The following is a 23,926-nucleotide window of genomic DNA, read 5'->3' on the forward strand; positions in this document are numbered from 1 at the left end:
ACGGTACCGACACATCTGGAAGAGTTGCGTCAATTCGACGTTGGCCGTCGAGTTGCTTCGGCGATTATCTGCGATGACACCGACTTCATCCAGAATCGGCGCACTCTGGAACGGTGCCGTCCGAAGCAGATGGATGGCTGTCTTCGCGTCCATCGCGGCATGGTTCTCGGCGTCGAACGCTGGATAGTGAGCTTTGGCGACCGATATTGCCCCGCTCGTTTTCCCGAGTCCGACCCCCGCGTTTCGACCGGTCCAGATGATCCGAATGTCCCGTTCGTTCTGCCATCGGCTCTCGATGAAGTCGTGAATATCGAACGTCGATCGGTACGGCTCGAAGTCCTCGACGGGCAACTCGCGAACCTCGAGCGTGTCTTGTTGCTCGATCGATGGCGAGGACGGTGTTACCGGTCCCTCTTTTGCAGGATCGACTGTCGGATCAAACGTTGAGTCGATGCTCATTCGTCACCCACCGTTGTATCCGTATCTGGATCGTTCGTTTCGACTTGGCTCTGATCGATCCGCTGACGCTCCGGTGCTGCGCCCTGCCCTGGGGAGAACGGCGAATCACGGAACAACTGATCGAGAACCATGACCGCTCTGGCTGCAATCTCTGGCGGCATGATTCGCGAAACCTCCTCAGTTTGGATCGATTCGCCTTCAACTGCGTCTTCCGAGCGAACCTCCTGTTTCTCGACCGAGTATACCCACGGATCGAGGTTTTTGAGACCCGTGATCCAGTCGCCGTCATTACCCTTGTATAGCGGAACCTCATCCCAGTAGTAGGCCGACGTAATCGCCCACGGCCGGAGTGTAACGTAGTAGTGGGTTGTGGCGACATGAAGCGACGTTTTCGATTGGTCGACCGTGTCGTCGTCGTAGGATCCTGCCAGTACCTGATTGACTGTCCTCAACGCTTGCCGGGCTTCTCGAGATGCTTGATGAACGTCCTGTACAACCATTGCACCGCCATCGGCGCTCTGCATAGGGATTTGCTGTCAAATTCGCTGTCTTATAATCTTGGGAAAGAACTAAGCCGAGCCGATTGACCACACCGCCAGCATGGCTACAGCAAGCCAGAGAGCCACCGAGATCGACGTCAGGGTGGCAACGACGGAGGCGCAAAGTTTCAAGGAGCGGCTCGCGGATGTCGCGACGATCGGAGCGATCTTCGGTCCTGCGGAGGCGGCGATCGCGGCGAACGAACACGCTGAGGAGTTCTCCGATCAGCACTTTGACAACGTGCTGATTAACGGTATCATGACTGTCCTGATCGGCGGTATTCTCCTCACGCTGGCGGGAGTGATCATCACCGACTTCGTGGAAATTATGCCGGAAGGGACGACGGAAGAGCCGGCGCTGATCCCGCGGTCAGACATCACCGGCCCGCTCGCGACGGCGCTGGGACTCGCATCGATTTCACTCGTCGTGCCGATCGTCGCCGGTGTCGTCGCACTTCTCATGGGATCGTTCGGAGGTTTCATGGGCGGAAACGGCGGATTAGGTAGACGCGGGCGATAGCGTAGCCCCTCCGGTAATTTTAAGCCAGCCTATTTGATCACACGGCGAGCATGGCTGTATCAAGCCAAACGCCCGCCGAGATTCCCATCGAGGTGGCGCAACCCGAGGAAGCACAGAGTTTCAAAGAGCGGATCGCAGACGTCGGGACAGTCTGGCGAATCTCTGGACCGGCAGAGGCAGCGATCGCGGCAAACGAGCACGGAGAGGAGTTTGCCGATCAGCACTTCAACAACGTGCTGATCAACGGTATTATGACCGTCCTGATCGGCGGGATCCTGCTCACGCTGGCAGGGGTGATCATCACCGACTTCGTCGAGATCATGCCTGAGGAGGGCTTCATGGATCAGTCAGACCTTACGGGGCCGCTCGCGACTGCGCTCGGTCTGGCGGCGATTTCGCTCGTCGTTCCGATCGTCGCCGGTGTCGTTGCACTACTCATGGGGTCGTTCGGCGGCTTCATGGGCAACGGCGGCGGTGTCGGCGGACGGAGACGCTAACACGGTAGATCCCGCTTTTTATGAAGACCACTGGAACGCTCGCCTCGTTGATACTCGTCGCCATCCTTGGAGTGGCGACCACTGTCGCGGCGTCGGGGTTTTACGCGGGTGACGGAGAAGCAACTGACGTTGAGCAAGCAATTTTCGGGACGCTCGGGACCGTTTCGGCTCCGCTGTTCGGCGCGCTGATTCTGTTGCTATTCGCCGTTTTCGTCGTCGCGATCGCACTCAGCGCTCGAGACAGTACGTACGGAGGTGGCGGCCGGTGATTTGGCCGGTCTTCCTCTCGCTGTTCTGGGCAGGAATCGGGACGGCGTACGTCTCGGTCGTTCGTCGCGAGGCCGAGTTGCTGTTTGGCGGGTTGTCGTTTCTATGCTGGCTCGGCGTCGCGTTCTCCGCGACGTCCATCCAGATCGTGGCTGGCGACTCACTCGAGACGGTTGGCGAGCCCGGTGTGACGGCCATCGGGCTGTTCGGTGTCGTTGGGATGCTCGTCTGGATCCTGCTTGTCATCGCCGATCGCGTCCCGACGGACGGCGACCCAACTGACCGCGATCACGAACCTGACACCCATGACTACGAATACTGACCGATCCGGAACTGCATCGAACGCGAAAACGAACGGCCGAAGCCCGACGAACGGCGTTGCTCGACGTCCTCGAGCAAAGCCCGAATCGCTGGGATCCAAAGACAGCGAGTACGTCGATACGATCGTCTCGGCCGACAAGATTCACGAGCGCTGGGAATCCTGGCTCGAGACGGACTTTTCGAAGGACTATCCGCTGGCGAAGTATCCCGCCGGTCACGCTGAAGACGAGGAATTGCTGGTGCTGAACCGGATGGATCTGTTTCGGAAGTCCCACCCGCCAGACGATTCGGCGATCCAGGGGCCGGTTCGCGAAGAGCTGTTCGGCGATCAAAAAAAGCCGGTCGGCGCTGACGACCTGTACCTCTTGCAATCGTACCTGCGGCGGATCGTCTCGCGGATGACTCGCGGTGAGGGTGGCTGGCAACAGGACAAGTTCGACGGCGTGTTGTCCGTCTCGAAAAGCGAGAGTTCGGGCAGGAGATCGCTCAAAGAGAAGATTTTCGGCTAACCATGAGTTGGAGAGAGAAACTCGCACGATGGCACATGAACCGCGCGATGTCGACGATCGGGACCGCCGTCCTGGTCGAAGACGACGACAACCATTACACCCTCTACGGCGGTCAGTACGATCCCGAGGTGAACGCGATCACCTGCGAGTGGGGTGGTGACAAGCACAAATTCAAGCTCGATGGTGAGGGTGGCGTCGGCTCGTTCTGTGGCGGTGGATTGGCGCTTGCGTACCGCCGTCTCGGTGGCGTTGCGAGTGTTGCGAACGCTCGAGCGTCCAAAGAGGTACACCGCGTCACCGACGGCGGCACTGTCAAAGACGCCGATCCAGATACCGACATCGAGGTTCCCGTTGAGTCGGTCGGCGTCAAGCTCGGGAACGTGATGAAAGCCAGCCCGCACAAGTACGACCCCGAAGACCTGGTGAAAGCCGAGCAACGGGGGTATCTCTTCGCGAAAGACGAGAGTTCGATGCCCAGCTACATGCTGGTCATCGGCACCCTGTTGCTCGGTCTACTGATCGGCGCGTTGATCGTCTACTTCAGCATGGGTAGCGACGGTGGGTCGCCGATCTCGCTGATGGCTGGGCCGATCCTCACCGGGTGGTTCTGATGGCTCGAGACCGGCTCAGTGACGCGCTTCGGTCGGGATACGAGGCAGCGCTTGGTGCCGGCGGTCGCGCTCGAGATCGCGTCGACGACGTCGCCGATCGAGCCCGCTCCGAGGTCGATGAAGTGACCGAGCGCGGGCAAGATCGACTCGACGAGGCGACGGATCGTGCGAAAGATAGCGCCGATCGCATTTCCGACGTCCCGGCGACTGTTTCTGAACGGGTGAGTGAGGCTGAACTTCAGAGTGACGAAATGTCGGTTCCGGTGGCCGATGGACAGGTTCGATCCAGGTTACAATCGGCGGCCGAAAGATGGGACGAGGCCGGTGAACGTATCGCCCCACACGTCGGCGAGGAAATGTCTGAGCGACCAGAAACACTGGCTCCAGCGGCTGCCCCACACGTCGCCGCCTCGAGACCAACCGAGGAACTCGCTGATCGAACACTGGGAGAAGATCATCCGGCTGCCCAAATGCTCCCCTCGAGGGTAGCCAGTTCGGCGCTGTCGTCGGCGGAAGACGAAGTAGCCGAGAGAACGCTGTCAGAGAGCGTTGATACGGATCGAAGTGTACGAGCAGACGCCGGCGAGCGAGTGACCCGGGGATTTACCCGCGGCGTGAATCCGGCTGCCATCGCCGACGCCGCAGTCGGGACCGGAGAAGCCGCAGTGTGGGTTGGTTCAGGGGCCACCGGTGGCCCTGGAGAGTTCGTCCGCCGAGGTGAAGTCTTCGGTGAGCATGGAACTGCCCTCGCGCGCCAGGGTGCTCGAGCGGCCAGAGAACGGCCTATCGAAACTCTTGCGACAGGAGCAGGTGGTCTTCTCTTCGGGGGAGGTGTTGGAGCCGCCACACGCGCTGGACGCGGTGCCCTCTCTCAACGACCGAGTCCAGATACTCCGCAGCAACCGGCTACGGCACGGACCGACCTTCCCGACGAACGGCCAGATCCGTGGGCAGGTATCGATCCAAGTGCGCCAGCATCGACGCGTTTCGGACTTGACGATCGCGGGCAAATGGACCTGACTTTCGGTCGGCAACGTGATCGTGGCCGGCAAGAACGCCGGCCTGACCGTGAGTACGATCCCCTCGAGCGGGGTGACCGCGAAGTGCTGGAGGGATCGCCCCGGGATTTGGTTCAGGACGAACTGACGCAGATGCAGTTGGCGCAGCGGCGTGAGATCGAAGCCGACGCCCTCGAGCCGGACGTTCGCCCCGGTCACCGGTTCGACGAGCCAACGCCGGCCCCCCGCACTCGAGATCGCCGCCAGCCGGATCACGTCGAACAGCATCGACGGGACAGTAGCCAGATGCACGATCCGCTGTATGCTGGTACCGGTGCGCTTGCTGGACTCCTTGGTTCCCCACCGATCGATCACGATGCTGTCGGCCCAGGGACGGACGACGTCGTCGGTCCTGACACCGATGCTGGCACACGACCCGACCAGCCTCTTCGAACCTATACAACCCCCCAGGTTGCCGAGGGTACGCGACATGACCAGCAGAGACGTACACCACCAGTTATTCAGACACCAGTCGTCCCGAGTCAGGATCCAGCACCGCCACCAGACTGGGGACGGTCGCCGCCGCCAGGATCGCCACGGCAAACGGGGGGACGTGGTCCTCCCCGTCCACCGAGGGTCGAGTTCGAAAGCGACGAGTATGAAATGCCGTCCGTAGATACTACTGATCCCGGTTTCGGCGAGTGGCTGAATCCGATGTGGAGTCCTGCTCAGGTCGCAGGTCGCAGCGAGCCAGATTCACCCCAAGACGAATCTCAGGACGATCCTGAAGCCCGCCTATCCGAGTTGCTTGGAGGTCCACGATGAGCGAGACGGTCGAGTACGCGATCGCTTGGGCGGTAATCATGATCATTGCCGGCCTTCTGTTGATTGGCTTTGTCTGGGTCATCCTCGACGTCTTCGTCCAGCATGTGATGGCGGAAGCCGGTGATACACCCGCATACTCGGCAGATCGCGTCGAGTATACGACACACTGGTTACGGCGGTTCTGGCTGTTCATCCCAACGATGGCGCTGGGCTCGCTGATTGCCTGGGGGCTCGTCCGTGCGGTATCCCATCGGGGTGGTCCCGCGTGAGCCATCCGGCGTTGGCCTGGATTCTCGTGATGGTCGTTTTCGTGATCCTCTTCGCCGTTACTTGGATGGCCGGCCAGCTCGTCGGCGAGTTGTTCCCCGCCCTCGAGGCGATGGGGAACGACTTCGTGCCGGTCTCGCTGGTCACTGACGCAATCCTGATCTGGATGCCCCTTGGGCTCGGGTTCGGGTTCGTGCTCTGGGCGATCGCGTACACGTTTCTGCGTGAGGCGGTGGTTCGATGAGCGGTCTCGACATACCCGACCTATCCATTTCTTCCAATCAAATCCGGTCGATAGGGTTTGCGGTGTTGCTCATAGCCAGTGTCATGGCTGGACCGCTCGTCCTGACTGGCGTCGCCGCAACTAACGGGGTAGCCGCCGCTGAAGAGACCAACGAAGAAGAGATTGAGATGATCTTCGCTACCGGTGGAGAAGGATCTATTGCGGCAATCGACCGTGAAACAGGCGAGACGCTCTGGTCCGATTCGATCAGTGGTGAACCAGTTGAAGCTGGAGCCGTCTCACAAGATGGAGAGACGGTCTATGCGGGAGATCGTGCCGGCCAAATCGTAGCTTTTGACGCTGCCACCGGCGAGGAACAGTGGACGTTTGAATGGGATGGTGCAGAGTATCCGTGGATTCGCACTCTGTACCCGGCAGATGATGAATTATTCGTCGGAACTGCTGGCCTGTCAGGCCAGGGAACGATGATACTGTCGGTCGACAAAGACGAGCAGACGCTGAACTGGGTCAGCGAACCATACGATGGCGCACCTCATGAGTTTGCGATGTCTCAAGGGGAATTGTATACGATTATCGGTGGAACGCGGGGATCTCCTGCGGGACAACTCGCCCACGTTGATCAGACCTCAGGCGAACCACACTGGATCAAAGATCTCGACTCTGGCAGTGGGTTGGGCCTCCACGTCGATGGCGAAGGCATCTACACGTCTTCGAGGCACAGCAATAACGTCAGCGCGTTCGATCGGGAATCGAGAGAACTACAGTGGGCGTTCACAGACCTGGGCAGTTCCCCGAGCGCGTTGGAGCACCGGCCAGGGAGCAACGAACTGTTTGTCGGCGACGGCGACGATACGTACGTTCTGGACAAGAATAGCGGCACCCTACAAAAGACCTACTCTATCGGACCCAACGCGATGGCGTTCGATCCGACTGGAGAGGTGTTATACGCCGAGGAGCGCGGTGCAGGGAATACGATCGTCGGAGCGGATCCCGACACCGGAGAGGTGTTCTGGACCAACAGTGCGTTAGATCGAAACGTCCGTACGATCTCGACGCTACCTGCTGACGGGCCAGTTGAGGTCGAAGGCCAGGTCGTTGACGCCCCTGTCGATGAAACCGGCCCCGGTCCTATCGACCCCGAAAATCGAACGGCCGTTCCGAACGCAACCGTCGAGATCTGGAGTGAGGACGGGACAGAACTCATCGACTCGATGGAGACCAACGAACAGGGCCAGTGGGCGACCGACGAAATCACAACCGGTGACGACGCCTCGATTTACGACACGCGCGTCTACGTCGGTGGAGAACGCCGCTGGGACGAAACGTCTGCGTTACCGGCGGAAGGCGATCACGTCTGGATGACTGTTCCGATGTCGGATCCGGAGTTATCCAGTCCTACACCCTCTGACGACTTCAACATTCCAGGCGTCACGGCTGGCACCGAACTCGAGGTGACGGTAACGGATCCGGACTTCCCGAGTTCGCACGTGTACGTCGAATTCTACGACGGTGACGACCAGTTCATTGGCGACGACCTGGTGTTCGTCAACGAAAGCGGTAGCTCCGCGACGGTCTCGATGCCGTGGTTCGACGCGAACGAACAGGGCGTCTACGAGTGGTATGCGGTGGCCTCTGATCCGTACCTCTCGACGAACGATGCGGAAACCGATCTCAACACGTTCGAGATTCGGGACGACCCACCGATCATCTACGACTCTACCGCGTCGCCTGACGGCGAAACTGTCTCGGGAGACGTCGAGCTATCGATCGACGTCGACAATCCGAATTTCCCCGATGACGACGTCACCGTCGAGTTCTACGAGTACGACACGGGCGATCCCGACGTCGACGAACTGATCGGCACGGACACGCTCGAGAGCAACGGTACTGCAAAGACAGAGTGGCCTGTTACCGACGAGTCCCTCGAGTGGTACGTGGTCGCCGAGAGCGAGCTGGGTCACGTCGTCTTCTCGCGTATCTTCTCGTTCGGCGTCGCCGGCGACCTCGAGATTCGGGACGCGACGAGTGGGGAGTTGATCGACGATCGGACGGTCAAAGTCGATGTTACGGCCCCTGGGCAGAGTTACACGACGTACCTGACTGACGGCGTTTTCGACATCGGCGACCTCGAGGCCCATGACGAGACCGTTCGGTTCGACATCACCGCAATGGACTACTATCCACGGACTGTCGAACTCCGATCGACTGTCGGCGGCGTAGCTGTGTATCTCGAGCGCGGTCCCGACTGGGAACCAGATCCACCAGACGACGAAGACGATCCCGAAGACACGCCTGATTACGAGGACGACGAGAACAAAGTTCTCGTTCGGTTCGAACTCACAGACAATACGGGTGATTTCCCACCCGAAGACACGACACTACGAATAAACGACCGTGTCGACAACGAGACGCGCCTGGTCCATAGTGAGACGTTCGGTCCGATCAATCGTGTCGACGTGATCTTGAACCGGGACGAACGCTACCAGCTCGAGGCCGCAAGCGATGACGGTGGTGTGCGGGGACTCGGTGGATTCACTGCGAGCGAATCGGAGGTCGTCCCGCTCGAAATCGGTGAGTTGTCGTGGCCAATTCCGGTGGAAGAGGGTTACGAGTTCGACGCGCGGTTCGACGAAGACACCGGTGACCTGGATATCCGATGGATCGACGACGACGAACTGACCAGACCGCTTCAGATCACAGTCAGAGACTACGAGAGTGGCCAGACAGTATTCAGCGATACACACCCATCATTCCTTGGAGAGTACCGAAATCAGGTCGCACTCGAGACTGACCGCACGTACGAGGTTGAGGCGATTGCGACTCGAGACGGCGAGACAATCCACCTAACTCGAATCATTGGGCCGACGGATATGGACATCGAGCCGCTGCTTGGGCCGATGGCGATGGCAGGTATCTCTGCGTTGGCGATCGTCGTCGTCGCGGGAATCGTCGGCGGGCGGCTCTCGTCGATCGGCTCGGTGATCGTTTCGTCGTTTGGTGCGTTGCTAGTCGTCGTCGGGTGGTTACCGATCCCGTGGCCGGCGATACTCGTGGCGTTCGTCGTCTCGGTGCTGTTCTACGTAGGTGACACCACATGATGAGCACCCGCGCGCTGGCCGTGTTCATCGTCTGTCTGGCGGCCAGCACGGCGTTCGTCTCGGCCATCGGTTTCTCGGACGTCATCGGCGAGACTGAGGTCGGCGTCGAGGAGCGCGTCGGTGAGACCGAGGAGGAGTTGAGAGACGTCGCTCCTGAGGACGAAGATCGCTCTAACGACGGGTTGCTGTCGCTCACCTATGGCGCGGTGAGCATCCTTCGTGATGTGGCTGGGATGGTTTTCTTCCTCCCTCAAGTGTTGCACAACCTCGGGCTACCGATGGCCGCAGCGACGTTCATTTCTGCCCCTGTCTACGTCGTCGTTGGACTATCGCTCGTCGAGTTTGCTCGAGGTGATCGGCTTCGATGACTGACGAGTACGACGACGTCCCTGGTTCGGATCCAGACACCCTCCCTGACGGAGCCGACGGACTCGAGGGACTGGTACAGGGAGAGATTCTCGAGATGATGCTCTCGCCGTATCTGGATACGCTCGGGCCGGTGTTCGCCGTGGTGTTGGTCGCCGGCGTCTTCGCGATGTTGTGGATCTGGTCCGGCGATATCTCGCTCCCGATCGTCGTCGGGATTATCCTCTCTGGGTTGATGATCACGATCCTACCGTGGCAGCTCGTCGGGCTGCTCGAGGATCTGCTGATCATCGGCATCGCGATCGCACTGTTCTCGGCGTGGTGGATGCGATCGGCAGGTGGGATGCGGTGACGGCTGTACACCGGCCAGTTCGAATCAGCGTTGGCTGTCTCCGGATCGTTTCTGTGTTTCTGTTGTTCCCGTGGATCCTCTTACACGAGCTGGCCCATGTTGTCGCGGCGCTCCCCTGGAGTACCCAGCAGTCGATCACGGTGTTCCCGCCTCGAGCCTCAATCTCGTTCGAGCACTCGAGTCAGGGGGCAATGTTGGTGGTCGGTCTCGCCCCGACAATCGCCGGATACGTGCTCGCACTGAACGTCTTATCTACGGTCGGGTGGCCGCCCTGGTTCGGCGTGATCGATGTCTACCTACTGTTGGGGTGGATCGTTCTTTCGACGCCGAGCCCCCAGGATATCACGGCGTTCCGGCAGGTATAGCTACAATTGGGGTGGGGCCGTGTGATCGATGTGAGAGTCCGGCGATCGACTCGAGCACGACGGACACTCGTAGACGTTGCCTTGGTCTCCAAAAACCCGGACGTACTGTCGTGAGACGTGTGATCCACAGGATCGGCAGGTTCCCATACTGAAAACCCACCAAGCGGTCGCATTACCTTCAGGATTCTATGACTGTTCTCTATGATAGCTACATAGATCCGTAGATTTATCACATAGAGACGAAACGGCCCGTTCGATGCCGATCTACGAACGTTATATCGGAACGACAACTGCACAGGGACGGGAAGCGGATGAAACCGTGACGACGACGATCCCGAAACCGGTCGCCGAAGAACTTGGGATCGAAGCGGGGACGCCCGTACTCTGGGATTGCGAGGAGGGGAGTGAGACAGCCCAAATCAAAAATCCAGTGGAATAGTATTTTTGGTGTCCGATTTCCGCCAAAGTCGAGCAACGTTCACTACAGGTGGAGTACATACCATTCGGCAAAAGCCATACGCATATTGATTGGTTTCGTTATTCGATCTGTTACCCGTTTTGTCACACCTACCACGATATAAGTGTCTACGAGTGGAAATTTATTTGTTAACAATGGGGGAGAAACATCAGAAGAACGGTCAACAAGTTAGCGAGAGATGGAACATGGTTTTCAAAGCCCTCTCGTCCGAGCCACGTCGCCAAATCATCGTTTCTCTTTTGGATACTGGACCAGATCAATCAGTTCCATTGCCCGAGAGTGCAATGATGCCTAACGTTATACCCGACTCGGAAGTTCTTCGTCAAGAGTTACACCACCACCATCTGCCGATGTTAGTAGATTTGGGATTCATCACATGGGAAACAGAGCCATTGGTCGCCTCTCGTGGTTCAGAGTTTGATGAAGTAGCGGTGATTTTCGAAGCACTCCACGCGGAAGCAACCAGCATTCCCGATTCATTAATAATTGGCTGCCGCCGACTTGAGGAGGAACAGCAGAAGAACATCAACTTATAGTTACTTGTATGAGTTTACCCCGAAGTCTCGACAGCCGGTACAGCGTGAGCCCGTGAGATCATCTCATTGTTGCTGACGACTCGGCGAAGTTCTTCGTAGGGATTGCGTCCCTGCTGGCGCCATGTCGCCAGCAGGGACAAGATCGTCTCGTGAACGAACATACCTCGATCGTTCCGGAGTGTCCCGATGATTTTCCGGAGAACGACTGGTTCACGAAGTGCATTCTCAGCTGCGTTGTTCGTCGGGGAGACCGCTGGCTCACCGACGAAGGTGAGCCAGTGGTCAATCCCTCCTTCGATCTTCCCGAGTAGTGTTGCCACTGCCTCGTCGGTTACTGACCGCTCAACGAGCGATCTAAGCCCGTTCTGGCATGATCGGTGCATCTGTGCTCTCTCACGAGGACTCGGGTCGGTCTCCAGCCACGACTGGAGACCGACAAACATCTGTTTGAGATACCGGTGAACCGGCTCTGCCTCCTCGTGGTCATTAGCAGCGTCTTCGGCTTCCCGGAGAAGATGTGCCCAGCACCGCTGTAAATTACTGCTGAACGCTGGATACGCCGTCCACCCATCGCAGATGACCGTTCCCGCGAAGTCCTCGCCGAGGACTTCCGCGGGAACATCACTCCCACGACTCTCTCTAACGGCGTATAGCGTGTGTTCGCTCGTTCGAAACGTCCAGATCCACGCTTGCTCACCCTCACGTTTGATACCGGTTTCGTCGACGTGAACGATCTCTGCTTGCTGAATCTGTCTTCGAATCTGTTCGTATTCGCAGCGACCGGCGCGCGCAGCGCGCTCGGTCGCGTGCCACGCGGACGCACCCGAGAGTTCTAATCCATGCAGTTGCTCGAAGCGATCAGCTATTTTCCGGTAGGGAAGGCGGTGATCGTACCGAGAAAGTGCTGCTTGAGAGATGACGTTCACCCCGAACTGCCCCTCATCGGGGCAGTCGGGGTGTGTAGCAACGGTTTCTGTTCCACAAGAGTCGCACTGGTAGCAGTGGCGGTTGTACTGGGTGACTTCAGGAGGCTGCGGATCAGGAACCTCCTCGACGAGTCGGGGGCTGACGCCCACCGACTCGTCGAAGTGGTCGCCACACTCGGGACAACAGTCACGGGTGACTTCGATCTCTTTGTCGGGGTCAGCTGTTACACGCCACTCTGGATCATGACCGTCCTTCCGTCCGGGAGTGCCGCCGTCGGTTCGAACATTCTCGTCTTCGTGGTCCTGCGATGTCGGGGACTCGTCAGTCCCCGACCGTCGCTTACTGGGCGGTGTATGCGGATTTTCGTATTTGCGAAGACGTGTTTCGAGTTCTTCTATCCGCTCGTCCTTCTGGTCAAGTTGCTCTTGCAACTGATCGATCTTCTTGTCCTTCCGCTTGTTTTCTTGCTCAAGTTCTTCGACCCGCTGCTCAAGCTGAAGCAACCGAGAAAAGAGCTCTTCTTTGGTGAAATCGTCTGCGTTCACAGACTCCACCAACCAGGTATGACAGCAGAGGCAACGGGATGGACTCCGCTGCGGAGCCCATCCCTGAGAGTCGTATCCGATGTCTGCTGCCTGTTCATATCGCGTCCGTTGAACGCTTCCTACGAGACAGTACCGAAATCAGCTCGGGCTAAACACATACAGTTACTTCAAAAGAAAATCTGCAGAGATCGTTACCGCTTAGTACTGGTGGAAGATGGTTCACCAACCGTGTTTCTCAGATTATCACAGCCAATAATATTGGGAAGAAACCCAAAAAGCTCTGACCTAATTTAGGAACATATGACTTTTCAAAATCAACAGAAGGTAGTCGCGGATGGCGGGTCCGCGATTGTTGTAGAAAGACAACCAAGTGAATCCGCGGTACAGGCTGTAGTTCGAGGAGTCGCTGCTGCACAAGGAACTCCCGAATGTGACCTTGACCCGTTATACAATACAGTCCTCGGTAATTGGGCCTCAATTCTCAAATTCAGGATGACCGTCCAAGAGGAACGGATAGCCGTCACCGAACACCTCTCGAACGATGTTACTTCGAACTGATAGATCACGAACTTCTCCGATGTCGATTTCCTCCATGTCGAGCAGCATAGCGACCATGAACTGATTGGCTGTAAACCGGTATCGGCCCTGGTCGTCTTTTACTGGGCGGTCGTTCTCAACGGCGTACTTCACGTTCGACGCCATCCACATCGCGTTGTAGATGAACGCCATGTTGGCGATAAACTCCCGCTGACTCCGTAGTTCGCTCGCAGACTTTGCGGTAAAATCGTGCTTCATCAGCCGATAGGAGGTCTCCACAGCCCATCTTTGCCGATATCGCCGCCCGATTTCCAACCCGTCGAATTTCTCAGGATCGAGGTTCGTGTAGTAGACTTCCCAATTGCCCTTGTCCTCGGTTCCGGTTTCTGCTCGGGAGATTCGCTTCTTGGAGGGCATCGTTATGAGCCACGACTTAGCCTCACTTTCCGGCACAACCTCACCGAGTCGGACGTCGTACCCGGTCGCGTTGTAGTCCATGTCATAGAGGACGCCAGCCTCTTTCAGGTCATCGACGATGGATGGCATCCGGCCGCGCAGCCGGCTGATGAAGCTCAGGCCGTGGTCTTCCAGACACTCATGCATTCCGCGCCCGTAGAACCCGCCGTCCATACAGACGATGTTGGGCTCGACGTAGTGCTTCGCGTACGTGAGCATCTCGTCTATCTGGTGTTCGATGCTCCTGCGGCGCTGGATACTCTTCGCGGCCAGTGTGACAGGAATCTCTACGTTGGCGAGACTCACAGACGCAATCTGGAACGCAAAGGTGCTCCCCGCCTTTTGATCAACTCCTTCGACGCCGATAGGCTGGTCCTCGTGCGGGATGTCGTCGCGGTCGAGCCGCTTCCCATTTTTCTCCTTTTCCGTCGAGTGTCGCCCGTACCACATCAGGTTAGTCAGGTCCATAGCGAGGTCGGACCTATTCGGGAGATACCCGTACTCGTCGAGGACCATGATCAGTCGCTCCAGAGCGGCGAGGTACATCTTCCGCAATTCGAAAATGTCGTACTCGCGGATTTGGTTCCAGAGCGCTTTGAACCCTGGTGAGTCCCGGTAGTAGAAGTACGGGAGGAACCGGAGCGAGGCCTCGGCATCGTTCGGATGGATGTTGCACAGTCCGGCGATTTCCATCAGCTTAAACAACTGCCACTTCGGGTACGTGATCCTGGACTCGTCCCGGTCCAACTGGATGAACTGGTACGCGAGTTTTCGCATCTCCCGAGAGATGAGTACCAGATCCGGTTCGCCCCGACCGTCTGCGGTCGCCTCGGAGAGTGTGATGATCTCCTCGTTGTCATCCAGCTGCTCAACGATCTCCCGGAGGGGATGGCTGACGTCAGCGCCGATCTGCGCTTCCACCTTCTCGCTGATTCTCTCGATTGTGTTCTCGGTGATGGTATCATTGAGCCCAAGGTGTTCCGCAGCGCCGTCTTTGAGTTCGTCCTCGATGACGTAGTCTTTCGAGGAACTGAGCGCGCGGTACAAGAACAGTCGGGCGGCATCTTCTTCGTCGAGCTTGTACCACTTCCTTTCGAGGTTCCAGAACGGCACGTTCCCCGTGTAGAGGTCGAGTTTTCCGACCGCCTCCTCGGGAGAGAGGCCTTGATCGAAGTAACGAAGGAGTTGTGTCTCTAGGTCGAGGTTGCCCTCTATCTGTGTGATGAGAGACGGTCCAGAACTGGATTCGGAAGTATCGAAGTCATCGATAGAGAGGTCGTCAAGGTCGTTGTCGTTCTCGTTTGAGCCGTCCGGTGGCTCCAGAAAGCGGCGAGGTGTTCGCCCGTCGATGTCGGGTTCCCGCGACACGTTTCCAGACAATACAGAAGATTGGTACTTAAATTACCCGTAGGATAGCACTCAGGACCGTCGGCGCTTGGCCATCTCTACGACATAAGACCACGACGAGAGTCCACCCGGGGGACTTATTCCCTAGATCACCACGAAGAGTGCAGCGGGTCGGAAGCTTAGCTTTCAACCGTCGTTACTCACGACAGTCACAGCCAGTCGTCGGGTAGCTCATCGGCGTGGTTCTGCATTAACTCCAGCAGTGGTCGAATCTCGTCGAATTTGGGACCCTTCCGTATCGAGTTTGTGTCCCGATCCCACTCGATGAATCCTGATTCTTCGAGCTTTGGAAGGTGCGTATGCGTCATGTGAATCCGAAGCGTTTCCAGGTCCTCATCTGCGAGTTTAATGTCCGAAGGAATTTTTGGGTCATCGGCATCCTGCGGATTGTGTTCTAGCAGCGCGACGAGCACGCGGCGACGATACTGGTTTTCTAAGACGTTTAAAATGGTGTCCATCGACAGGGGTGAAGGTCTCATTTGGGCCGTCATTGTCTGGAGGCCTCCTTGTTGCGTCCCTCAGCTCTAACGGTACCGGCGGTCGCAAGCGGTGAGCGATCCGATGCGACCCGTGCTGTAAGTGCATCGACCGAGATCGGTTCGTCCTGCTTCAGGAGCTGGAATAATATTCGTCGGTTGTTCCGGTGACTCAGAACGTTGAGTACTCCCGATAGTCCAGCTGGCACGTCCGTGTGGGGAGAAAGCTCTCCTGATTCGTGTTCGCCAGTACTGCGCTCCTCTTGGTTGCAGACCATGCCCTCACTCAGGGGGATACCAAGGAAAGAATAGTCCCGAAAAACTGCGCCAGCACCCAACACCGAGTCGCACTATTGCGAACGCCAACATGTCGTAATCATGTGCTCTGCTTCCTAAGTGCTCCTTCAACTCCTCTATAACCAATTTAAAAGGAATTCGTCGAGATAATACGTGAATAGGAAAGAAGGTACAAGACGTAATAATGAGATGAATAGCGACTGGTATTCAACTACGCTTCTGGGTCGTGATCGAATACCATCGCCAGGAGTTTGCGTTCGCCACCTCTGAGATGATAGTTGAACGTCGATTGCGAGAGGTCCAGCGCGTCGGAAAGTTCTTTGCCCGTTTGAACGCGAGGTGACTCGAAGTACCCACTTCGGTAGGCCAGTTGGAGAATCTCTTGTTGACGGGGGGTGAGGCGCTGCTTGAATGTGGTTTGGAGCCGCAGTTCCTTGTCGGGTGGCCTGGTTTGAGACTGGCGAGCGAGCAGGTCGAGATCGGGAACGTCACGCTTCACACCTTCAACGAACTCGCGGACGTCGGCTGCCTCCGGCAACTCTACGACGGCAGTAGCGGTCCCCGCATCAATGTTTAGTGAGCGGATCGTCGCACCCTGTTCGAGGAGATTGCTGGCTAGCGTCGAGGTAGCCAACCGTGCTTTGAACTTGGAACCGGTATCCTGTTGAGCCAACTGAGACAATTCCTTGATAACGAGCGATTGCTCGCCGGCAGCCATCACCTCGTTGGGAGACACGTCCTTCGCAGTGAAGAACACAGTCATGTCCCCGTCGTCTCTCGGAACCGCTCCCTCAAACTCGATCACACAGTCGGTCTCCAGGGAGAGCCGAACGAGTGGCATTTCTGCCGTCGTTTGGAGTGTGAGTTCGACGACGCTGTCGGTTCGCTGAGTTACTCTGGTTTCGACCGCATGAATCGCATGGGCGATCGTCTCCCCGAGTTCCGAGAGGACGTCCACGTTCCGTTCGTCGGGTTGTGGCGTCCTGCCGTACACAACTAAGACACCGTAGATAGACTCGTCATACACGAGTGGAATACAAATACACGACCGCGCGCCAGATTCCAGCGCGGCTTCGCGCCACGACGATGCCCGTGGATCTGTTGCGGTGTCAGCGACGACTTGAACCTCATCTGTCCGGACTGCGGCGATGACTTGGCTCTCACACCATACAGACTCCTCGCTTGTAATGAGTTGTTCCAGAGATGTTCCATCAATCCCCGCCCACTCCCGAGCGGCAACCGTGTCGCCGGCGGCGTCGAACTCGCCGATCCAGGCGAACTCGAACAGGGCGGACTCGGCCAGGTGCTCGCAAACGGCCTCATCGATAGATTCGACCGTCTCCGCTCGGATGAGTGCCTGATCAATCTTCCTGATCAATATGTTGAGCCGATCAACCCTGGCTAACTCCGCGTTCTGCTGTTTCAACTTCGCTTCGCCATCGGCACGGTTCCAGGCGGTCTCGACCGTGGTGGCAACCGTCTCTACGAGGTCAACTAACCTATCGTCGAACGTGTCGGACTGCGTCGAGCCGACACAAATGACGCCTTGTCTCCCCAATGGGGCTAACACACGACTCCGCAGTGGTGCCGCCCCCGTCTCGCGCCCACTACCCTCGACGTCGTTTTCGATGTCCACATCATCACTGATAAACGTCTGCCAGACCCGCTCGGGAAGGTTAGTGGGTAGCTGAACTGTATCAGGGTCGATTTCGGGGCTCGTTCGACTGGCGTACTCGTCAAGTTCGCCGATCGTCTCGTCGTAGAGCCAAAGTCCGGCGTATTCGACATCGAGGACCGACTGGGCGATGTCGGCGGTCCGGAGTCGCATCTCCTCGGGAGCAGCGTCGATCAGTTCCTGGGTTGCGACGTTGAGCCGTTCGAGTGCCGCCTCGGTCTCACGAATGCGTTCTTCGGCGCGCTTGCGCTCGGTGACGTCGCGCGAGAGCGCGAGGACGTACCCCCGTTCTAGCTGATCCAGTTCGATGTACGACACGTTGACTTCAACCGGGAACGTGGAGCCGTCTTTCCGCCGGTGCGTCCCGTCAAAGGTCGTGTGCCCATCGTCTTTTAGGTTCGTCACGAATGCCTGGTAGTCCTCCATCGTGGGAAGTTCGGTGTCGATGTCGGCTACCGTGAGATCCAGTAGTTCCTCACGAGAGTAGCCGAGCTGTCGGGTGGCGGTATCGTTGACGTCGAGGATTTCTCCGGTCCTGGGGTCTTCGACGAAGACGGCATCGGTGGAATAATCAAATAACGTGCGGAACAGTGCGTGATCACGTTCACGCTTCCGGTCCTCGGTTATGTCGCGGAAGTAGATTGATAGACCTGACGCGGACGGATAGACGTGAACCTCGAACCAACCGTCGAACGGCGGGTAGTACTCCTCAAATGAGGTGGGTTCTTGAGTGGCGAACACTTCACGGTATTGCTCCTCGAACGTCGTTCCGAGTGCTGGCTCGAACACATCCCAGAAGTTCCTGCCGACCAGTCCCTCGCCGTCGAGGTCAATCAGCTCCTTCCCGCGGTCGTTGATGTATGCGATGGTCCAGTCCGCGTTAATCCCGATGAAGCCGTCCGTGATGCGGTCGAACGTCTCTTTGAGGTCCTTCTCCCTTTCGTGGAGCTGTTTCTCCGAATTCACTTCCTTGATCGCAGCTGCAAGCACGTTAGCGATGCTCTGGACGAAGTTCACGTCGTGGTCGGTGAACTCGCGGCGCTCGGTTGTATGTGCTCCGAGTACGCCCCATGGCTCTTCGACAGAGCCAATGATAACGCTGATGCCGCTGACGACATCGTGGCTCGTGAGCAGCTCAGGTCCGGAAAATCGTTCATCGGTTCGAAGGTCGTCTACGATGATCGGTTCTTCAGATATCAGCGTATAGCCCGCTTGAGAGTCCAAATCCGCTGGCACCGTTGCTTCGCCGACGAGCCCATTTCGCCAGCCGATACCCTGTTGAAGGAACATTTTGTCTCCATCGGGAAGCAATTTCAACACTTTGACGTAGTCAGTATCAAGTGTCTCGGCGATGGCAACCGCAGCGTCGTGCATCAACTGTTCAAGATCATCGGTTTCGAACGCTTGCTGGCCGAGTTCAGCGGCAACTTCCTGCTGCCGGACTCTGGTTTGCAATTCGGAATTCTGTCCGACAGTTGAATCCATGCTGAAGTCTGTAAGGCAGGAAGAAGCGTAAAGGCCCCGATGCTCACACGTATTATAATAAAGTAGGACTAACAGAATATTCCTAACGAACGTCACTGTGACTGCCAATGGGTGAATTCACTGGCCAGTCGAACCACTACTAAAGCAGTGAAACGAACGATATTATCGTGCTGAACTTATCCTCTGTCTTATTATTCAATAGTCACAATTAGATATTGTATTTATTTGATACTATTTCGGTTGAAAGACTCGTGCTCTGTTCCCTCAAACATCTATCAACCTCTGGGAATTTTTGGAGGAAATCTATGAATCGTTCAAGAAAATTAATTCAGAGAGTGAACTGTGGCGGAAACTGTTATCTCAGGGAGCAGGTTGAAGATAGTCGTGAATCAGACACATTCGCTGGAAACGAAGACTGAATTACTTGCGGAGAGCGAACAAAATAAAGGGCTAGCTCACGAATCTGAATTTGAGAATTTACATCCAATTACCGAGGACTGAATAGTATTGAACCAGAGGCACTAAACAAACTGATTCGACATTCACAGCGTGCCATAACAGATGTGTCTGTTGTATTCACCTATGAGGGGTTTACCGTTCAGGTAGAAGACGGAGGTTCAATAAAAATCATGGATTCTCCACCCGATGAAAGTTGGTGGCTGATGTAGAACCAGATATTAGACCGATAAGTGCGCACGTGTAGTGTGCGTCCGAGAACTCCCCCAAAGTCGGACGAAATTAGACCGGAAACCCGGTGCGTACCACCGTAACAACTACTATTCCCCCTCGAAACTGGCCGGGTTGCGAGGAAACCGGACATGAATCTTCAACAGCACGAGAACCGAGACGACATGAAGGTCTGGCTCAGCCAGTCCGAGGTCGAGCAGTTACTTGAGGCCGCGGAGAACGCTCAACAGCGGATTGCGTTCGCGCTCGGGGTGCGCTGCGGGCTCCGATCACACGAAGTCCTCGACGTCGCTCCTGAGGACGTCGTCGATACCGATTCCGGCACGGTACTACGCGTGTGGCACGGGAAAGGCGACAAGTTCCGCGAGACGCCCGTCCCGCGCGATCTCGCGACGACAATCCGGACGGTCGACGACGTGCGTCCCGAGTCCTCGAGCACGTCGCTCGTCGAGATCTCGAGCACGCGCTCGCTTCGGCGGTGGTTGCGATCTACCGCTGACGAGCTGGCCGACGAGACTGAGGATGTTGGCTGGGAGCACCTGGCGTTTCACGATTTGAGACGAACGTGGGCGACTGCTCTCGCGTCGGCCGACGTCGACCCGTTGCTCGTCTGTGAGTACGGGGGTTGGAACGACCTCGAGACGTTCCTCGACCACTATCGCGGCACATTCAGCCCGGAAGCGCGCAAACGGGAGCGGCAGAAAGTCTCCTGGTTGTAATATTCGTCCCCAAAAGGTTATATTTATGAATACTATTCCTCATTGATCTGTTGTGATAGACAACGCTCGAGCGCTCGAGACAACTCATGTTCCGCAGGACCTCGAGCATCGCGAGGGACAGATTGACCAACTCGTTACTGACTTGAGCCCGATCGCTCACGGTCTATCCGGCGAACACACCATGATTTTCGGGCCGAGTGGAACTGGGAAGACGACGCTGGCAAAGTTCGTCGTCCGGAAGCTACAAGAAGAAGCCTTCGGCGTCAGGCGAGCGTACCATAATTGTATGTCTGGTTCGGCAGAAACAGCGGTTTTGCACGGACTGGTTGATGATTCTGGACTTGGGAGGCATCTTCCACAGGAAGGTGTCGCTGCAAATCGATACATCGAATGCCTGCGCGAGTCAGACGACCACATTGTTGCGGTCGTCGACGAGGTCGACGTGATCGACGACGAAACGACTCTGATTGGTCTCTCGGATCTGCCGAACGTCACGCTCATTCTGATTACGATCAACGAAAACGACTTTTTCAGCGATCCACGGTTCGATGGTCGCGTCAGGTCGCGGTTTAACCACTGCGAGAAGGTTTGTCTCCACAAATACGAGCAGAACGAACTCGAAGACATCCTTTGGGCGCGGATCGAAGCGGGACTCAAGCCTGGCGTGATCGACAGTTACGTCGTCGAATATATCGCGAATATGGCTGCAGGCGATGCTCGAGAGGGGATTATACTGCTTCGACGTGCAACGATGCGAGCGATCGATGCCGATCGAACAGAGATCACGGTTGCCGACGTCGACGCGGTCGAAACCAGCGCAAGAGAGGAGAAACGTCAGGTCCACGTCGATTCGTTAGGAACACACAAGCGAACCCTGTACGATATTATCGAACGATCTGGAACGATCTCTTCGGCCGAATTGAAGGAAACATACAAACAACGAGTCTCCAGCCCAAAATCGCGGAGTACCCGGAACCGATACCTCGATGCACTCGAGAATAAATACGGACTGATTACGTCGACTGGAGTCACGAAGGGGACTGTTTATCAGTCGACGTGAATACGGTACTTCAATTCACAAAGCGTAGCCACTGCCCGGACAATACAGGTGACCAAGTGAACGGGTTTGAAGAATTTAATCAGAGTTCACAGACAATATTATGGTATCAGTGGGTGAAGCGACTCTATGCCAGATGGCGAGCACAAAAGAGGGGTTGCTAAGTGCCGCTCTTGCAGTTCTGTATTTGCCGTTGACATATGGGGAGACGGGACGGTTCGTCCCATCGGAAGACAGGACTGTGATTGCGGAGCAAACGAATTTCAACTCATTGGGAATCTGGATGAAGCCATCATTCAAGATAGCGAAACACCTGATCATTCTTGACCGCTCAATAAAGTATCTACATGTACCGCTACAGTTTCCGTCCCCGAACGCTCCGAGTTCTGGTTCAGGCACTCGATTCAACTGGCTCGACAGTGAATTAGACGCTATGGTCGATGATCCACTCGACAACCTCGACCGCCGTATCCTGCACTTGCTCCAGATAGACGCCCGTGGTGCCAGCGACACGTCCATTGCCGACGAAACTGACGTTACCGGGACGACCGTCCACAATCGAATCCAGCAACTGGAAGACCAAGGGGTCATTCTCGGATACAACCCGGAAATCAGTTACGAGCGGGCAGGCTATCCGATGCGCGTTCTGTTTATTTGCTCAATCGATCTCTCCAAGCGATCAGAAATGGCGGTGAAAGCCCTCGATGTACGGGGTGTCGTTAACGTCCGGGAGATGCTGGCCGGTGAGGAGAACCTCCACGTCGAAGTCGTAGCCGAAGGGACATCCGATGTCAAGGAAAGCACCGAACAGTTAGACGAACTGGGTCTACAGATCATGAGCAGCAATATCTTAGCGGAGGAACACATCCAGCCATGGAATCACTTCCACCAAGAAATGGCCGGCGAAGACGCCGAGACTCCCTCGGAGATCGGCTCCGACGAAGAATAGTCGCTCAGCGAAACTACGACGACGATTTGACTATTGAATCCTTACCGCCGACGCCTTGATCGACACACACTATTGGTTGGATTATTGGAATATGGCTCGGGTTCCGTCTCATTTTACTTGAGAAAGTCAATCAACTGTCCGTCTCTACGTGGAATTATAAAATACTTAGGTGGATCGCAAAAAAGACGTTAAGAGGCTCACAACGGCACTGTCTAGATGAGGGTTTGAGAAGCGAGCAGGTGGTGGCGAGAAGTGCTCATGCAACTCGCCGACCTGCTCAGAGAAACCTTGAACGTGGATTGTGATGAGGTTTGGGAGAACGAGCGCACCCCGACACCCGTCAGGGTGTTCGGGGTGCGCCTGCATTCGATGGGATTGTCGGTTCGAGAAGTCGTCGCGGTCCTCGAATTACTCGGTATTGAGCGTTCTCACGGTGCAATCTGGAACTGGACGCACAAGCTGTCGGAGACCCAGAGCGACCCGCCGACGGCGACGCCGTCGCGGGTCGCGGTCGATGAGAAACAGATCGAGGTTGACGGTGAGAAAAAGTGGCTGTACGCCGCGATCGACACGGAATCGAAGCTACTGCTCGAAATCGACGTCTTCAGCCGCCGCGGGACTGACCCCGCGGCGGCGTTCCTGCATCGGCTCACCGAGAAACACGATCTCGACGAGACAGAGTTTCTCGTCGATGGTGGCGGCTATCTGACTGCCCTCGCGCGCCACGAATTGAGCGGTCACCTCAACTACAGCGACCGAAACCACGTCGAAAAGTGGTTTCAGACCGTCTCAATGCGGATCGACCGCTTTCACTCCTTCTGGCGGGGCAGTCCGGCCAGCGCAAGACGCTGGCTCAGACGCTTCAGACACCACTATAACCACGATCGACCGAATCAAGCGCTCAATGGCCGAACGCCAGCTGAGGAGGTCCTGAACTAGACAGTGCCATGCGAACGAAACGATATCGTCAGTGACGATTATGACTGAAACGGATACTGTAACGTTCCCCCATGAATCAACGGAAACAGATGCCGTCGTCGTTCATATCGACGATACGAACACGCGAATCTCGGAACTGAATCGGACTCGGCTGTTAGGAAACGAAGAGTCCCCGGTACATCATGGCTCTGGCCTTGGTATGTGGTTGGTCAACTGGCTCGTGACGATGTCGGGCGGGCTCATCGAACACACAACACGATCCAACGGCGGGAATCGGATCTCGATTACGCTTCTCCAACCAACTGAATAGGAAATCAACAGGTATCGAATCATACTCGAAAGTAGTGGTCTACCCCCTGTCTCGTCAACTTCTTCGTTTCACTTTCGGCATCGTATATAAACTCTCGGATTGTCCCATTGTCCCACTTTTGTCCCACGCGGTACAGGCACTGAACCAGGTAATTTCGATCCCGAGAACGATTTTCGTCGTTTTTGTCCCATCGCCGGTATACTCTTAT

General features: G+C 56.7%; 27 protein-coding genes. 19 read left to right on the forward strand and 8 right to left on the reverse strand.

The genetic code is table 11. From position 1 onward, the window contains the following. Together EA473_RS21770 and EA473_RS21775 are read right to left on the reverse strand one after the other, a co-directional pair. Window positions 1–459: hypothetical protein (locus EA473_RS21770; RefSeq protein WP_133306932.1), on the reverse strand; the 459-nt coding region annotated here is incomplete at its 3' end. Further along, a complete protein-coding gene (locus tag EA473_RS21775; RefSeq protein ID WP_124197694.1) occupies window positions 456–983 on the reverse strand; it encodes a hypothetical protein in 528 nt (175 codons plus the stop codon). The genes EA473_RS21775 and EA473_RS21770, both read right to left, overlap by 4 nt. Window positions 984–1,059: 76 nt before the next feature. Here EA473_RS21775 and EA473_RS21780 point away from each other — a divergent pair, with 76 nt between their 5' ends. Genes EA473_RS21780 through EA473_RS21805 form a run of 6 tightly spaced genes read left to right on the forward strand, consistent with a single transcriptional unit; the run spans window position 1,060 to window position 3,723 of the window. Next, window positions 1,060–1,518 carry a hypothetical protein gene (locus tag EA473_RS21780; protein ID WP_124197695.1) on the forward strand — a complete coding sequence of 153 codons (459 nt, stop codon included), beginning with the start codon at window positions 1,060–1,062 and terminating at the stop codon, window positions 1,516–1,518. Between the two features lie 50 nt (window positions 1,519–1,568). Further along, window positions 1,569–2,015 (forward strand): hypothetical protein, encoded by a 447-nt coding sequence (locus tag EA473_RS21785; RefSeq protein WP_124197696.1) that lies wholly within the window; start codon window positions 1,569–1,571, stop codon window positions 2,013–2,015. 20 nt (window positions 2,016–2,035) lie between these two features. After that, a complete protein-coding gene (locus EA473_RS21790; RefSeq protein WP_124197697.1) occupies window positions 2,036–2,284 on the forward strand; it encodes a hypothetical protein in 249 nt (82 codons plus the stop codon). Then, on the forward strand, window positions 2,281–2,604 hold the full coding sequence (locus EA473_RS21795) for a hypothetical protein (RefSeq protein ID WP_124197698.1): 324 nt from the start codon (window positions 2,281–2,283) through the stop codon (window positions 2,602–2,604). Before EA473_RS21790 ends, EA473_RS21795 begins: the two co-directional genes overlap by 4 nt. Further along, window positions 2,588–3,112 carry a hypothetical protein gene (locus EA473_RS21800; protein ID WP_124197699.1) on the forward strand — a complete coding sequence of 175 codons (525 nt, stop codon included), beginning with the start codon at window positions 2,588–2,590 and terminating at the stop codon, window positions 3,110–3,112. Before EA473_RS21795 ends, EA473_RS21800 begins: the two co-directional genes overlap by 17 nt. Before the next feature lie 2 nt (window positions 3,113–3,114). After that, a complete protein-coding gene (locus EA473_RS21805) occupies window positions 3,115–3,723 on the forward strand; it encodes a hypothetical protein (protein ID WP_124197700.1) in 609 nt (202 codons plus the stop codon). Window positions 3,724–4,400: 677 nt separating this feature from the next. On the opposite strand, the gene EA473_RS21810 is transcribed toward EA473_RS21805, so the two are convergent. Beyond that, window positions 4,401–5,213, reverse strand: a complete 813-nt coding sequence (locus EA473_RS21810; protein ID WP_124197701.1) for a hypothetical protein — start codon at window positions 5,211–5,213, stop codon at window positions 4,401–4,403. 329 nt (window positions 5,214–5,542) lie between these two features. Between EA473_RS21810 and EA473_RS21815 the strand changes: the two genes are divergently transcribed. The 6 genes from EA473_RS21815 (at window position 5,543) to EA473_RS21840 (ending at window position 10,238) form a co-directional block, all read left to right on the forward strand. Then, window positions 5,543–5,815 (forward strand): hypothetical protein, encoded by a 273-nt coding sequence (locus EA473_RS21815; RefSeq protein WP_124197702.1) that lies wholly within the window; start codon window positions 5,543–5,545, stop codon window positions 5,813–5,815. Further along, window positions 5,812–6,057 carry a hypothetical protein gene (locus EA473_RS21820; RefSeq protein WP_124197703.1) on the forward strand — a complete coding sequence of 82 codons (246 nt, stop codon included), beginning with the start codon at window positions 5,812–5,814 and terminating at the stop codon, window positions 6,055–6,057. Before EA473_RS21815 ends, EA473_RS21820 begins: the two co-directional genes overlap by 4 nt. An 83-nt stretch (window positions 6,058–6,140) precedes the next feature. Next, window positions 6,141–9,155: an outer membrane protein assembly factor BamB family protein gene (locus EA473_RS21825; RefSeq protein WP_165875360.1), complete on the forward strand. Its 3,015-nt coding sequence runs from the start codon at window positions 6,141–6,143 to the stop codon at window positions 9,153–9,155. Further along, entirely contained in the window at window positions 9,152–9,523 is a 372-nt protein-coding gene (locus EA473_RS21830) for a hypothetical protein (protein WP_165875361.1), read from the forward strand. The genes EA473_RS21825 and EA473_RS21830 overlap by 4 nt, the downstream gene beginning before the upstream one ends. Continuing rightward, on the forward strand, window positions 9,520–9,873 hold the full coding sequence (locus EA473_RS21835; protein WP_124197706.1) for a hypothetical protein: 354 nt from the start codon (window positions 9,520–9,522) through the stop codon (window positions 9,871–9,873). The genes EA473_RS21830 and EA473_RS21835 overlap by 4 nt, the downstream gene beginning before the upstream one ends. Further along, the gene (locus EA473_RS21840; RefSeq protein WP_124197707.1) at window positions 9,870–10,238 is read left to right on the forward strand and encodes a hypothetical protein; all 369 of its coding nucleotides are present in this window, start codon (window positions 9,870–9,872) and stop codon (window positions 10,236–10,238) included. The genes EA473_RS21835 and EA473_RS21840 overlap by 4 nt, the downstream gene beginning before the upstream one ends. On the opposite strand, the gene EA473_RS23435 is transcribed toward EA473_RS21840, so the two are convergent. After that, window positions 10,239–10,385, reverse strand: coding sequence for a DUF7563 family protein (locus EA473_RS23435; protein WP_449289224.1), 147 nt, complete (start codon window positions 10,383–10,385; stop codon window positions 10,239–10,241). Window positions 10,386–10,494: 109 nt separating this feature from the next. On the opposite strand from EA473_RS23435, the gene EA473_RS21845 reads away from it, so the two are divergent. Together EA473_RS21845 and EA473_RS21850 are read left to right on the forward strand one after the other, a co-directional pair. After that, complete coding sequence (locus EA473_RS21845) at window positions 10,495–10,677, forward strand: AbrB/MazE/SpoVT family DNA-binding domain-containing protein (RefSeq protein WP_124197708.1); 183 nt, start codon at window positions 10,495–10,497, stop codon at window positions 10,675–10,677. Window positions 10,678–10,850: 173 nt separating this feature from the next. Beyond that, entirely contained in the window at window positions 10,851–11,252 is a 402-nt protein-coding gene (locus EA473_RS21850; RefSeq protein ID WP_124197709.1) for a hypothetical protein, read from the forward strand. Window positions 11,253–11,266: 14 nt separating this feature from the next. Here EA473_RS21850 and tnpC read toward each other — a convergent pair whose 3' ends face one another. From tnpC to EA473_RS21870, 4 genes are all read right to left on the reverse strand, one after another. Continuing rightward, on the reverse strand, window positions 11,267–12,724 hold the full coding sequence (gene tnpC / locus EA473_RS21855; RefSeq protein WP_124197710.1) for an IS66 family transposase: 1,458 nt from the start codon (window positions 12,722–12,724) through the stop codon (window positions 11,267–11,269). 474 nt (window positions 12,725–13,198) lie between these two features. Then, window positions 13,199–15,085: a transposase gene (locus EA473_RS21860; protein ID WP_124197711.1), complete on the reverse strand. Its 1,887-nt coding sequence runs from the start codon at window positions 15,083–15,085 to the stop codon at window positions 13,199–13,201. Window positions 15,086–15,273: 188 nt separating this feature from the next. Continuing rightward, window positions 15,274–15,615 (reverse strand): DUF7344 domain-containing protein, encoded by a 342-nt coding sequence (locus EA473_RS21865; protein WP_243645340.1) that lies wholly within the window; start codon window positions 15,613–15,615, stop codon window positions 15,274–15,276. A 493-nt stretch (window positions 15,616–16,108) separates the two neighbouring features. Continuing rightward, complete coding sequence (locus EA473_RS21870) at window positions 16,109–19,057, reverse strand: bacterio-opsin activator domain-containing protein (RefSeq protein WP_124197712.1); 2,949 nt, start codon at window positions 19,055–19,057, stop codon at window positions 16,109–16,111. Window positions 19,058–19,563: 506 nt separating this feature from the next. On the opposite strand from EA473_RS21870, the gene EA473_RS23335 reads away from it, so the two are divergent. From EA473_RS23335 to EA473_RS21895, 5 genes are all read left to right on the forward strand, one after another. After that, window positions 19,564–19,725 carry a HalOD1 output domain-containing protein gene (locus tag EA473_RS23335; protein ID WP_394341321.1) on the forward strand — a complete coding sequence of 54 codons (162 nt, stop codon included), beginning with the start codon at window positions 19,564–19,566 and terminating at the stop codon, window positions 19,723–19,725. Window positions 19,726–19,875: 150 nt separating this feature from the next. Continuing rightward, window positions 19,876–20,463 (forward strand): tyrosine-type recombinase/integrase, encoded by a 588-nt coding sequence (locus tag EA473_RS21875; protein WP_124197713.1) that lies wholly within the window; start codon window positions 19,876–19,878, stop codon window positions 20,461–20,463. A 52-nt stretch (window positions 20,464–20,515) separates the two neighbouring features. Then, window positions 20,516–21,523 (forward strand): Cdc6/Cdc18 family protein, encoded by a 1,008-nt coding sequence (locus EA473_RS21880; RefSeq protein WP_124197714.1) that lies wholly within the window; start codon window positions 20,516–20,518, stop codon window positions 21,521–21,523. Between the two features lie 430 nt (window positions 21,524–21,953). Continuing rightward, on the forward strand, window positions 21,954–22,469 hold the full coding sequence (locus EA473_RS21890; RefSeq protein ID WP_124197716.1) for an Lrp/AsnC family transcriptional regulator: 516 nt from the start codon (window positions 21,954–21,956) through the stop codon (window positions 22,467–22,469). Window positions 22,470–22,727: 258 nt separating this feature from the next. Next, the gene (locus EA473_RS21895; RefSeq protein WP_124197717.1) at window positions 22,728–23,408 is read left to right on the forward strand and encodes an IS6 family transposase; all 681 of its coding nucleotides are present in this window, start codon (window positions 22,728–22,730) and stop codon (window positions 23,406–23,408) included. Window positions 23,409–23,926 lie beyond the last annotated feature (518 nt).

It is taken from the genome of Natrarchaeobius chitinivorans, assembly GCF_003841505.1.
Classification (GTDB): Archaea; Halobacteriota; Halobacteria; order Halobacteriales; family Natrialbaceae; genus Natrarchaeobius; species Natrarchaeobius chitinivorans.